This window comes from Enterobacter sp. CM29 (assembly GCF_013179605.1).
Lineage (GTDB): Bacteria > Pseudomonadota > Gammaproteobacteria > Enterobacterales > Enterobacteriaceae > Enterobacter > Enterobacter intestinihominis.
Genome location: NZ_JABMCU010000014.1, coordinates 26,592 through 39,743 on the forward strand (window position 1 = coordinate 26,592; position 13,152 = coordinate 39,743).

Annotated in this window: 9 protein-coding genes; 5 read left to right on the forward strand and 4 right to left on the reverse strand. The window is 55.3% G+C overall.

Features of this window, described 5'->3' with window-relative positions:
- The first annotated feature begins 17 nt into the window (after positions 1-17).
- From HP459_RS03510 to HP459_RS03530, 5 genes are all read left to right on the forward strand, one after another.
- Positions 18-764 carry a DUF1120 domain-containing protein gene (locus HP459_RS03510; RefSeq protein WP_022649550.1) on the forward strand — a complete coding sequence of 249 codons (747 nt, stop codon included), beginning with the start codon at positions 18-20 and terminating at the stop codon, positions 762-764.
- Between the two features lie 147 nt (positions 765-911).
- Positions 912-1,583, forward strand: coding sequence for a fimbria/pilus chaperone family protein (locus HP459_RS03515; RefSeq protein WP_022649549.1), 672 nt, complete (start codon positions 912-914; stop codon positions 1,581-1,583).
- Positions 1,584-1,607: 24 nt separating this feature from the next.
- A complete protein-coding gene (locus tag HP459_RS03520; protein ID WP_171935941.1) occupies positions 1,608-3,995 on the forward strand; it encodes a fimbrial biogenesis usher protein in 2,388 nt (795 codons plus the stop codon).
- The gene (locus HP459_RS03525; RefSeq protein WP_022649547.1) at positions 3,992-4,522 is read left to right on the forward strand and encodes a hypothetical protein; all 531 of its coding nucleotides are present in this window, start codon (positions 3,992-3,994) and stop codon (positions 4,520-4,522) included. The genes HP459_RS03520 and HP459_RS03525 overlap by 4 nt, the downstream gene beginning before the upstream one ends.
- Entirely contained in the window at positions 4,519-5,223 is a 705-nt protein-coding gene (locus HP459_RS03530; RefSeq protein WP_233158456.1) for a DUF1120 domain-containing protein, read from the forward strand. Before HP459_RS03525 ends, HP459_RS03530 begins: the two co-directional genes overlap by 4 nt.
- A 150-nt stretch (positions 5,224-5,373) precedes the next feature.
- Here HP459_RS03530 and codA read toward each other — a convergent pair whose 3' ends face one another.
- From codA to gltB, 4 genes are all read right to left on the reverse strand, one after another.
- A complete protein-coding gene (gene codA, locus HP459_RS03535; protein ID WP_063146516.1) occupies positions 5,374-6,654 on the reverse strand; it encodes a cytosine/isoguanine deaminase in 1,281 nt (426 codons plus the stop codon).
- Positions 6,644-7,894 carry a cytosine permease gene (codB, locus tag HP459_RS03540; protein WP_155025560.1) on the reverse strand — a complete coding sequence of 417 codons (1,251 nt, stop codon included), beginning with the start codon at positions 7,892-7,894 and terminating at the stop codon, positions 6,644-6,646. The genes codA and codB overlap by 11 nt, the downstream gene beginning before the upstream one ends.
- 187 nt (positions 7,895-8,081) lie before the next feature.
- Positions 8,082-9,500 carry a glutamate synthase subunit GltD gene (gene gltD, locus HP459_RS03545; protein ID WP_023298729.1) on the reverse strand — a complete coding sequence of 473 codons (1,419 nt, stop codon included), beginning with the start codon at positions 9,498-9,500 and terminating at the stop codon, positions 8,082-8,084.
- A gap of 9 nt (positions 9,501-9,509) precedes the next feature.
- Positions 9,510-13,152, reverse strand: a 3,643-nt coding sequence (gene gltB / locus HP459_RS03550; protein WP_171935942.1) for a glutamate synthase large subunit, incomplete at its 5' end; no start/stop codon positions are given.

Sequence of the window (13,152 nt, forward strand, 5' to 3'; positions counted from 1 at the left end):
ATCGGGAAATGAAAATAATGGAATTTAAAAAAGTACTCTCGGCAGCAACCGTCGCCGTAGCCTTCGGTTTATCCGCTTTTGCTGCCCAGGCCGCTAACGATGTTACGCTGAAAGTTGTCGGTACGATTAACCCGGCTGCATGTACGCCGACCCTGCCTGATGGCGGCGTTGTAGATTATGGAACGGTACTGAACCAAAATATTGCACCGACCGGTGCGACAAACAAGCTGGTACAATTGGGGCAGAAAAGCATCACGCTTAATATCAGTTGCGAAAGCAACATGAGCGTTGCTTTTACCTCCACCGATAACCGCCTGGACAGTCGCGTTAACCTGTCTTCAACCGCGTTTATCGCAGGTAGCGGTACGGATAAATCAGACTTCAGCAACACCGCTGGTGCCTTTGGTCTGGGTAAAACCACCGCTGGCGTGAGCATTGGTGCTTACACCGTTGCCATCAATACTGAAGCGGTCACAGCGGATGGCGCGAATGTTGACACCCTGGTAACAGGGAGCATCACTGAAGGCCAGCGTTCCTGGGAGAAAGTTGCGCCAGGCCTGGGTTACCTCTGCTCGCTTAATGGCTGCACGGGCTACCAAAAAGCGAATACCGTAGCAACAGCCGGTACCACGCAGCCAAAAGCCTTCAAACAGCTTAGCGTGCCGTTGCTGGTTACCTCTGCAGTGCAGGATAACTCGGTATTAGGTACGACTGACGTAATTACGCTGGACGGTAACGCAACCATTAGTCTGGTATATCTCTAATAATTTAACGCTTAATTAACGTGGCAATGGTTAGAGTATTTAAAAGCCATTGTCACGCTTTTTTTGCATTAAAATAGCTTTCTCTGCCGCAAGAATAATAAAAATAATGCCGGTATGATTTTTATTTATTTATGTGAGTGGAAAGTCATGAAGAAAATTCTATATCTTGCGTTGTTGGCTGTAGCGACAAAGTGTTGTGCCACCGGTATGGTTCCAGAAACATCGGTTTTATTAGTCGATGCACAAAAAGGCGAAGCCAGTATGAATGTTAAAAATACGGATTCGCAACCTGCATTGCTTTATACAAACATTGTAGATTTACCTGATAGCGATAAATCTATTCGTTTAATCGTTTCTCAACCTGTAGTCCGTGTCGACGCCGGGGAAACACAGCGAATGCGTTTTCTGCTGCAAACCAGCAAACCCATGAAGTATGAAGAACTTAAACGCGTCACGTTCGAAGGCATTCCTCCAAAGGAGAAAGGAGAAGATAAAGTTGCGTTGACTATCCGCCAGGATCTTCCTGTTGTAATTCATCCTGCGGGTCTACCTGAGGAGACGCAGCCATGGAAATTTTTGACATGGAACAAAAAGGGTGATGGCCTGGTTATCAACAATCCCAGCGATTACGTTGTTCGTATAACGGCATCCTTTAAAACATTACCCTCAGGAAAAGCGGGTGTGCTGGATAAGACCTACATCCTTCCTCACACCTCGATAAAAACAACATTACCAAATTTCTCTGATAATAAAGTTGAATTCTATCCGGCGAGTCGTTACGGCTATAAAGGGGATCGCTTTACTACAGATTTGAAGTAAGCCTCTATAAGGACAGCAAAGGATATGCAGCAAAAAACGTTACTCGCCTGTCTCATTGGCCTGGTCTGTTCTGGCCAGGCGATGGCTCAGCAGATGGAGACTGCTGCCATTAATTTTGATCAGGAAACGCTTCGTTCACTGGGGATAAACCCGGACGTATCAAATTATTTCTCTCGCAAGACGAAGTATTTACCGGGTAGCGTTTCCGTCGCCCTGAAGGTGAATGGTGATAATAAAGGCAACGTTATTGCTCGTTTCGACAACAACGGCGATCTCTGTTTCGACAAACCTTTTATGGAGCAGGCAGGATTAAAAGTTCCCTCTGACTATGAGTCCGGCTGCTACGATTATACCGGTCATATCCCGAGCGCTATTGTGGAGGCTTCGCCTGCGCAAGAATCTCTAAGTCTGGTTGTACCGGCGGATCGGGTAGCAAACAGCGAATCGGATATCGGAGCTTATACTTCCGGTGGCACTGCTGCGCTGTTGAATTATTCTCTTCTCTCCTCGCGCAATGAGTTTGGTGACGGGCACTCTGACTATTCACAGGCCATGCTGGACGGTGGGGTCAATTTCGACGACTGGATCTTACGTACTCAGCAACTGCTGAGCCGGAGCGACGGAGAATTCGAGAGTAATAACTCGTCGACCTATTTGCAGCATACTTTTGTCCCCCTGAAAAGTACCCTGAGGGCGGGCGAGGTCAATATCAATAACTCCCTTCTTCAGGGAACGGGAATCTATGGTATCGAGCTTTCACCGGAGAGAGCCTTACAACAGGGCGGTAGCGGAGTGAGCGTGTCCGGTATCGCCAATACGCCTCAGGCCCGTATTGAAGTGCGTCAGCAAAATGTTCTGGTGTACAGCACACTGGTGCCGGTCGGGCCGTTTAATCTCACCGATGTGCCGGTACGTAACGGCGTTAGCGATCTGAACGTGACGGTAGTGGAAACCGATGGCAGCCAGCACAGCTATGTGGTGCCCGCAGCGCTGTATAACCAGAGCGCAGGGGCGCCTTCAGGATATCACTTCGCGCTGGGACGAGTGAGCGATAGCTATAGTGAAACGCCATGGGTAGCCAGCCTTTCTGGAGGCTGGAAACTAAGCGAACGGGTGAATGTCAACGCAGGCTCAATCGTAGGCGAAGATTACCAGGCTGTCGCCACCAGCCTTGATACAGTGCCGCTACCAGCCTGGCTTGTTTCACTCCAGGCGAACCAGTCCAACGATTCGAAAGATTCACTGAAAGGGCAGAGGTACACGCTATCGGCAACATGGAGTTCTGACCCCGCATTTGGCATGGGGGCTAACGCCTCTGTTACGCATAAATCGCAAGACTATCGCGAACTTTTTGAAGCACTGGATGATGATTTCGACAGCGGTAATAAAAATGAGTATTCCGCCGGGCTGACCTGGAGTGTGCCCTACTTAGGCACGCTTAGCACCAGCTACTACCAAACGCAGGGTTATGATAAGTCAGATGATTCCCGCTTCATCTCTGCGGGTTGGAACAAGTCATTCAAGTACGCCACGATTTCCATGAACTGGCAACATCAGTTGAGTGCAGATGAGGAGAATGAGGATGATGGCGATCTGTTCTACGTCAACCTCAGTATTCCTTTTGGTGCCAGCAATAGCGTTAGCCTGTACAGCCGTCATGATGACCATAAAACGCGGTATGGCGCCTCTGCGCTTGGCGTTGTAAGTGATACCACATCCTGGTCGCTGGGAGCTGAACACGATCAGGCCACGAATCGCGATAATGTAAACGGTGGGATAAGCAGCAACCTTCACTATACGCAGCTTGGCCTGAGCGCCAGTTCGGATAACGAGAATAGCCGCAGCTATTCAGGATCGCTACAGGGGGGCATCGCGGTTCATGGACAAGGCGTTACGTTCTCTCCATGGGCGATCCGCGACACGTTCGCGATCGCTGCTCTGGATAAACCCGTCTCCGGTGTGAGGATTGACACGCCCCAGGGGCCGGTATGGACCGACTTCCGTGGTCAGGCAGTGGTACCGTCAGTGGGAGCCTGGCGCCCAGCGCGGGTAGAAGTGGATACGGAAACATTGCCGAAAAATATGGATATCGGGAATGGAACCCGTGTCGTCACGCTTGGCAAAGGAGCGGTAGGGCATCTTGATTTTACTGCGTTAACCCAGCGACGTGCACTGGTGAACGTTACCCTGGCAAACGGTAAAAAGCTGCCGAAAGGGATCGCCCTTGAGGATTCGCACGGAAATTATCTTACGACCTCAGTGGATGACGGCGTGGTCTTTTTTAACGATGTTGAACCTGCTCAACAGGTGGTGGCAAAACTGGATAACGGCACCTGTGCATTTGGTCTGAAGCTTCCGAAAGAGGCAAATACCGATACATTCTATGAAACTGTCAATGAGGTGTGTAAATGAAGGCGCTTTTTTTAGCCGTGTGCGCAATGGCGTTTTCTCTGCATGCTATGGCTGACTGCCAGTTAGTATCAAGCCAGCAAAAACTCAGCTATGGCCGTATGAGTGCCGCAGAGCGCCAGGCGGAAGGGAACAGGTTGATTGAGATGCCGGAGAAACAGATTGTCCTGAACGTGATATGCGATGAACCGTCGCGTATTCGTCTCTTTCTGGGCAGTAACGTACCGAAAGGGCATGAATTTGGTTTTGGTGATAACGGCGTCATGCGCGTTACTGCCGCGCAGGCAACGGTGGACGATCGTACAGTCAATCTGGCGGCTATCCATGCCGGCGACCCGTGGGTTACCAATGGCGGCGTGAGAGAGATCGCGCCAGCGCTTAACGAAGGGATTGCGTTTATCAACGGTCAGGAGCTGCGGGGAAAAACGGCGTCTGTCACGCTTACCATCAAACCGCGCTTCAAAAGTAACCATATTACGGACAGAGAAGTGTGGCGCGGAAATTTACGCGTAAGGATGGATGTACAATGAAAAAGCGTATAGCGCTATTACTCTGCGGAATGTCTGCCGCTTCAGCGGTATGGGCAACTGATACGGTCAATATTGATGTGGATGTCACCGTTGATGCTGCCGCCTGTACACCGACGTTGAGCAATGGCGGTGTGGCAGATTTCGGCACGCGCTATGCGGGGTCGCTCTCCTCCAGCGCATTCACACAGCTTGGTACTCGCGATCTTACACTATCGGTGACGTGTGAATCTTCTACGGGAGTTGCGATTACCGCGCGTGATACCCGCGCCAGTTCCGTGGTCGTTGGCAAAGATAAGTCCGGGCAAGAAGGGGTAAAATTCCAGATAAATAACGGTGCCTATGTGCGTGATACGACCCGCCTGTTTGGTTTAGGATTGACCAGCGAGCAGAAGCCGATTGGCAGTTATGGGGTGCAAATTAACGCGGCAGGCGTGACGGCAGCCGACGAAAGTGCCGCTGTTCAGGTGGAGATCGCCGGGGCCGCGACCAAAAATGGTCCATGGACGCGCACGACGCTATTGCCCTTGCCGACCCAGCAGGACTTTTTCTATACGTTTGTGCAAAAAGGCACGGATATTCCGCAGCCGATCTCATCGGCGGTTGTTCCGCTACAGGTGAGTGCCGCTGTCGCCAACGGGCTTGGCAGCGGGCAAGAGATCAAGCTGGACGGCGAGGCGGTGATTACGCTGGTCTATTTATAATCTCTCTTCTGCAAAAGAATATCGAAAATAGACACGCCAGTTCACCGCTGGCGCCGCGCTTACCAGGTCTGCAAAGAGGCTGCGGTTTGTAGACCTGATAAAGCGTAAACAGGCTGATACGTCTCCGGATGAGATTTCCTGAAGCGATAATTACCGTTTAAAGGTTACCGCTTCCGGCTGCGTCAGATGCAGCGTTGTCTGGCTGGGTACCGTCTCGGCGATAACCCGCCCGTGACGAACCGAATAACGCGCAGGCGTCTGGCGACGAACCGCATCAAAGCCATTTTCGGCCGGTAAAACAACCAGGTTCGCAGAATTACCCACCTTCACGCCGTAGTCCTGCAGGTTGAGCGTTTTCGCGCTGTGGGTGGTGATCAGATTCAGCCCGTCGTTAATCTGCCCGTACCCCATCAGCTGGCAGACGTGTAAACCCATATGCAGCACCTGCAACATATTGGCGGTGCCCAGGGGATACCACGGATCGAAAACGTCATCATGCCCAAAGCAGACGTTGATCCCCGCCTCCAGCATCTCTTTCACGCGCGTTACGCCGCGGCGCTTAGGATAGGTGTCGAAACGGCCCTGAAGGTGGATGTTCACCAGCGGATTGGCGACGAAGTTGATGCCCGACATTTTCAGCAAACGAAACAGGCGGGACGCGTAGGCGCCATTATAGGAGTGCATCGCTGTGGTATGGCTGGCGGTAACGCGCGCGCCCATCCCGTCACGGTGCGCCAGCGCGGCGACGGTTTCCACGAAGCGCGACTGTTCATCATCGATTTCGTCGCAGTGTACGTCGATCAGCCTGTCGTACTTCTGCGCCAGTGCGAAGGTTTTGTGCAACGACTCCACACCATACTCGCGGGTAAATTCAAAGTGCGGAATTGCGCCAATGACGTCCGCCCCCATACGCACCGCCTCTTCCAGCAACGCTTCACCGTTGGGATAAGAAAGAATGCCCTCCTGGGGGAACGCCACGATTTGCAGATCGACCCACGGGGCGACCTCCTGCTTCACTTCCAGCATCGCTTTCAGCGCCGTCAGCGTGGGATCGGAGACGTCAACGTGAGTACGCACATGCTGAATGCCGTTGGCCATCTGCCATTTCAGCGTCTGCATTGCGCGGGTCTTAACATCTTCGTGGGTGAGCAGCGCCTTACGTTCAGCCCAGCGCTCAATCCCCTCGAATAAGGTACCAGACTGGTTCCAGCTCGGTTCACCAGCCGTTTGAGTGGTATCCAGATGGATATGCGGCTCAACGAAAGGGGGAATGACCAGCCCGCCTTCAGCATCAAGCACCTGGCCCGCAGGTGACGATGCCGCGTCCTGCGGTTCAATACGGCTAAAGCGCCCGTTTTCAATTGCGATCTGCCATAACCCCTCTTGCCCCTGTAAACGGGCCTGACGAATGGTGAGGGTATTATTCTGCATGGGGAGCCTCCGGGGCGGTAGCAAAGGTACGTCTGACTAAGGGGGTTAACAGAAGGTAGCTGAATACGCCACCGAGGACCGCATTCACCGGCACTATACCGGGAATAATATTCCCGGCAGCCACGCCGAGCGCGACCGAAAGAATGGCTACCCAGTTGACCGGCACAAAGGTAGCGCTATGGAAGCTGGCGTAGCGGCGGCGGTTGATCAGATAGTCGGCGATAATCACCCCACCGACGGGAGGGATCGCCGCCGACAGAAAGGTGAGCCAGCCGACAAAGTTATTGTACAGCCACAGCGCGCAGAGCGTGCCGATAATACCGTTAACCACCGACAGCGTGCGGCTGGAAAGGCCGGTCACGTTGGCAAAGCCCAGACCCGACGCATAGAGCGCGTTGTCGTTGGTTGTCCAGATGTTCAGGCCGAGAACGATAATGGCGGGCAGCAGTAGCCCCTGAGCGATCATCACGTCCGAGATATCCGCCTGTCCAACTGCCGCGGCGCCTGCCGCACCGAAGATAAACATCAGCGAGTTGCCAAGGAAAAACGCCACCATTGCCACCACCACGGCGCCTTTCGCGTTACGCCCAAAGCGGACGAAGTCGGCGGTCAGCGTTCCGGCGCTGATGAAGGAGCCGACGACCAGCGCCAGCGCGCCTGAAAAATTGAGCGGGGTCTGTGGCACCATCGCTTTTAAATGATCCAGCCCGCCCACGCCGTGCACCGCCAGCCAGACGGAGTAGCTACCGAGGATAACTATCGCGGGAACGGCGATGATCGAAAGAATCGTCAGCGCTGAGATACCAAAGAAGATGGTCATGGTCATCAACAGACCGGATACCGCGATCAGGATATTGACGTCGATGCCCGTGGCTTTACTCACCGGGATGGCAAACATCGCTACGCCGACGCCAAACCATCCTACCTGCGTACCGCCTAAAAGCATGGAGGGAAGCCAGGAACCTTTTATACCGAACGAGTAACGCGCAAGAAGATGGGTTGAGAGGCCGGTTTGTGCGCCAATGTAGCCAAGAAAAGCAGTGTAAATACCGAGGAGGAGATTGCCGAAGAGAACTGCGAGGAAGAAATCATTATAGGAAAGACCGGTACCGAGCGTACCTCCGGTCCACATACTGGCGGAAAAAAAGGTTAACCCTAACATCACAAAAGTGAGTGGAACCACGCCTTTCCGCGCCGCCAGAGGGACGGGGCCCTGGCTATAATTGTTATCTTGCGACACAACGCCTCCTTGAATTTTGGCCAAAAAATCCGCCGCATAATATACATTTTTTTCATGAAAGCAAACGTTTACGTCAGGATTTACGCTGCTTTTTTGCTTAAAAAGGTATCATTAACTTAAGGGCAGGCTACTGAAAACAGGCTCCCCAGCGTTCCGCTTTATGCTTCTGCCGGGGAGTCAGAGGGGCTTACACTTCCAGGAAGTTCATGATCCCGTCAGCCGCTTTACGGCCTTCGGCAATCGCCGTGACCACCAGGTCAGAGCCGCGAACGATGTCGCCACCGGCGAAGATTTTCGGGTTGCTGGTCTGGAACGCGTTGTCGCTGCCTTCCGGCGCAATTATGCGGCCCTGAGAGTCCAGCTCTACGCTGTGCTTCGCCAGCCACTCCATGCTGTGAGGACGGAAACCAAACGCCATCACCACGGCGTCAGCCGGGATCACGTGTTCAGAACCGGCCACGATCTCCGCGCGACGACGGCCTTTCGCATCCGGCGCGCCCATCTCCGTGCGCGCCATCTTCACGCCGCTCACTCTACCGTTGGCATTCACCTCAATACCCAGAGGCTGGATGTTGAACTGGAACTCCACGCCCTCTTCACGCGCGTTTTTCACTTCGCGCTTAGAGCCCGGCATGTTCTCTTCGTCACGACGGTAAGCACAGATGACGTGCGCCGCGTTCTGACGAATGGAGGTACGCACGCAGTCCATCGCGGTATCACCGCCGCCCAGCACCACCACGCGTTTGCCTTCCATGCTGACGAACGGCTCATCGGCGGTCTCGCCGTAGCCCATTAGCTGTTTGGTATTCGCAATCAGGAACGGCAGCGCGTCGTACACGCCTGGCGCATCTTCGTTCTCCAGACCACCGCGCATGGACTGATAAGTGCCTACGCCCAGGAACACGGCGTCGTAATCTTTCAGCAGGTCGTCGAGCTGCACGTCGCGGCCCACTTCGGTGTTGAGTTTGAACTCAATGCCCATGCCGGTGAAGATTTCGCGGCGGCGGGTCATCACCTCTTTCTCCAGCTTGAAGGCCGGGATACCGAAGGTCAGCAGGCCGCCAATCTCCGGGTGGCGATCAAAGACCACCGCCTTCACGCCGTTACGGGTCAGCACGTCCGCACAGGCCAGGCCTGCCGGGCCCGCGCCGATAATCGCCACGCGCTTGTCGGTTTGACGCACGCCGGTCATATCCGGACGCCAGCCCATTTCGAACGCTTTATCGTTGATATAGCGTTCGATGTTGCCGATGGTCACCGCGCCAAACTCGTCGTTCAGCGTACAGGAGCCTTCACACAGACGATCCTGAGGGCACACGCGGCCGCACACTTCCGGCAGGGTGTTGGTCTGATGAGACAGCTCGGCGGCTTCAAAAATACGCCCTTCGTTGGCCAGCTTCAGCCAGTTCGGGATGTAGTTATGGACCGGACACTTCCATTCGCAGTAAGGGTTACCGCAGGACAGGCAGCGGTCTGCCTGTGCTTTGGCCTGGCCTTCTGAAAACGGCTCGTAGATTTCAACAAATTCAATTTTACGGATCTTCAGCGGTTTCTTTGGCGGATCAACACGCTGAAGGTCGATAAACTGGTAAACGTTCTGGCTCATCTGAATTCCTTACTGCGCCTGCACGCGCAGCTCTGCTGCGCTACGACTACGGTGACCCAACAGGGCTTTAACATCGCTGGACTTCGGCTTAACCAGCGCAAATTTCGCAGAGAACGCCGGCCAGTTGGCCAGGATCTCTTCGCCGCGCGAAGAACCGGTATGCTGCACGTGTTCGGTAATTAAGCCGCGCAGGTGTTCTTCGTGGATGGCCAGCGTATCAACGTCCAGCACTTCCACCAGTTCCGGGTTCACGCGTTTGCGGAACTCACCGTCTTCATCCAGGACGTAGGCAAAACCGCCCGTCATGCCCGCGCCAAAGTTCACGCCGGTTTTACCCAGGACGCACACAATTCCGCCCGTCATGTATTCACAGCCGTTATCGCCGATGCCTTCCACCACGGTGATGGCACCGGAGTTACGCACCGCAAAACGCTCGCCCGCACGGCCCGCGGCAAACAGACGACCGCCGGTTGCACCGTACAGACAGGTATTGCCGATGATGCTTGCTTCATGGCTGCGGAAGGCTGAACCAACCGGAGGACGCACCGCCAGCAGACCGCCCGCCATGCCTTTTCCGACGTAGTCGTTGGCATCACCGGTCAGGTATAACTCAACGCCGCCCGCGTTCCACACACCGAAGCTCTGACCCGCGGTACCGCTGAAGTGCGCGGTAATCGGATCCGACGCCAGGCCCTGGTCACCGTGCGTTTGCGCGATGTAACCGGAGAGGGATGCACCCACGGAACGATCGGTGTTGCGGATATCAAACCAGAACGTTTTGCTCTGCTTCTCATCCACGTACGGCTTCGCCTGTTGCAGCAGCTGCGCGTTCAGCACGCCGTTGTCGAACGGCGGGTTGTTCTCGGTGCAGTAAACCGCTTTGCCAGGATGCGGCTGAGCGGTTTCCAGCAGCTTAGACAGCTCCAGCTTCTGCTGCTTGGCCGTGAAGCCCTCAAGCTCTTTCAGCAGGTCGGTACGGCCAATCAGATCCACCAGACGCTTCACGCCCAGCTGCGCCATCAGCTCGCGGGTTTCACGGGCGATGAAGTCAAAGTAGTTAGTCACTTTGAACGGGAGGCCGTGATAGTGATTCTTACGCAGCTTTTCATCCTGGGTAGCAACGCCCGTTGCGCAGTTGTTCAGGTGGCAAATACGCAGGTATTTACAGCCGAGCGCAACCATCGGGCCGGTACCGAAGCCGAAGCTTTCCGCACCCAGAATCGCCGCTTTGATGATGTCGAGGCCGGTTTTCAGCCCGCCGTCTACCTGCAAACGGATTTTGTGACGCAGGCCGTTGGCGACCAGCGCCTGCTGGGTTTCCACCAGACCAAGCTCCCACGGACAACCCGCGTATTTTACGGAGGAGAGCGGGCTTGCGCCGGTGCCGCCGTCGTAGCCGGCGATGGTGATCAAATCCGCATAGGCTTTCGCCACGCCGGTGGCGATGGTGCCAACGCCCGGCTCGGAAACCAGCTTCACGGAGATCATCGCTTTCGGGTTGACCTGTTTCAGGTCGAAAATCAGCTGCGCCAGATCCTCGATAGAGTAAATATCGTGGTGCGGCGGCGGGGAGATCAGCGTCACGCCCGGCACCGAGTAGCGAAGCTTAGCGATGTACGGGGTGACTTTATCACCCGGCAGCTGACCGCCTTCACCCGGTTTTGCCCCCTGCGCGACCTTAATCTGGATGACGTCGGCGTTAACCAGGTACGCAGGCGTTACGCCGAAACGGCCGGACGCCACCTGCTTGATACGGGACACTTTATTGGTGCCGTAACGGGCAGGATCTTCACCGCCTTCGCCGGAGTTGGAGTTGCCGCCGATGCTGTTCATGGCTTCCGCCAGCGCTTCGTGGGCTTCCGGGCTCAGCGCGCCGATGGACATCGCCGCGGTATCGAAACGTTTGAACAGCTCAGATGCGGGTTCAACCTCGTCAATGCTGACCGCTTCCTCACCCGGATTGAGGGCAATGAGATCGCGCAGCGTCGCCGCCGGACGGTTGTTCACCAGATCAGCATACTGCTGATAATCGCTGTACTCGCCGCTTTGCACCGCCTGTTGCAGTGTGCGCACCACGTCCGGGTTATAAGCGTGATACTCACCCCCGTGAACGTATTTCAGCAGACCGCCCTGTTCCAGCGGCTTACGTGCCAGCCAGGCGCGTTTCGACAGGTTCACCAGATCCTGCTGGAAGTCAGCAAAGCCTGCGCCACCGATACGGCTGATCACGCCCTGGAAGCAGAGGTTGGCAACGTCGTCATGCAGACCGACCGCTTCAAACAGCTTCGAGCAGCGGTAAGAGGCGATGGTCGAGATGCCCATTTTGGACATGATCTTGTACAGACCTTTATTGATGCCGTTACGGTAGTTCAGCATCACAGCACGGTAGTCTTTATCGATCGCGCGGGTATCCACCAGGCGGGCCAGTGTTTCGTAGGCCAGATACGGGTAGATCGCCGTGGCGCCAAAGCCTAACAGCACCGCAAAGTGGTGCGGGTCGCGCGCGCTCGCAGTTTCAACGATGATGTTGGCATCGCAGCGCAGGCTCTTGTCCACCAGACGCGTCTGGATAGCCCCCACCGCCATGGGTGCAGGTACCGGCAGACGGTTTTTCGCGATGTTGCGGTCAGACAGCACCAGCAGAACGGTGCCGTTACGCACCATCTGCTCGGCTTTGTCGCACAGCGCGTTCACCGTCTCTTCGAGGCTCGTTTCGGTCACGTCGAAGGTGATATCGAGCGTGTCGGCGCGATAGTGCTCCTCGGTCATGGTGGTGAGCTGTTTGAAATCGGAGTACAGCAGGATCGGTGATTTAAAGGTCAGACGGTGCGCCTGGCCTTCGGCTTCACAGAATACGTTCATCTCACGGCCGATGCTGGTGGCCAGCGACATGACGTGGGCTTCGCGCAGCGGATCGATTGGCGGGTTGGTGACCTGCGCAAACTGCTGACGGAAATAGTCGTAAATAATGCGTGGCTGGCTGGAGAGCACAGCAAACGGGGTATCGTCACCCATTGAGCCGACCGCTTCCTGGCCGTTTTCGCCGAGCACGCGAATAACCGAGTCCAGCTCTTCCGCGCTGTAGTTAAACTGCTTCTGGAAGCTCGCGAGGGTGTCATCGTCCAGCTCGCGGCTACCCACTTCTTCGTCTGACAGATCTTCAAACGGCACCAGACGACGCACGTTTTTCTCCATCCACTCTTTGTACGGATGGCGGCTCTTCAGATCGTTGTCGGTTTCAGCAGAGTGCAGAATACGCCCACCGCGGGTGTCGATCACCATCAGCTCACCCGGTCCGACGCGGCCTTTCTCGACCACTTCGTCTGGCTGGTAATCCCAGATACCCACTTCAGAGGCACAGGTGATGAGCTTGTCTTTGGTAATGACATAGCGCGCCGGACGCAGACCGTTACGGTCCAGGTTACAGGCGGCAAAACGTCCGTCGGACATAACGATGCCTGCCGGGCCATCCCACGGCTCCATGTGCATGGAGTTAAAGTCAAAGAACGCGCGCAGCTCAGGGTCCATATCCGGGTTGTTCTGCCAGGCCGGCGGTACAAGCAGACGCATGGCGCGCACGATATCCATCCCGCCCGCCAGCAGCAGTTCCAGCATGTTATCCATTGAGCTGGAGTCCGAGCCGGTTTCGTTC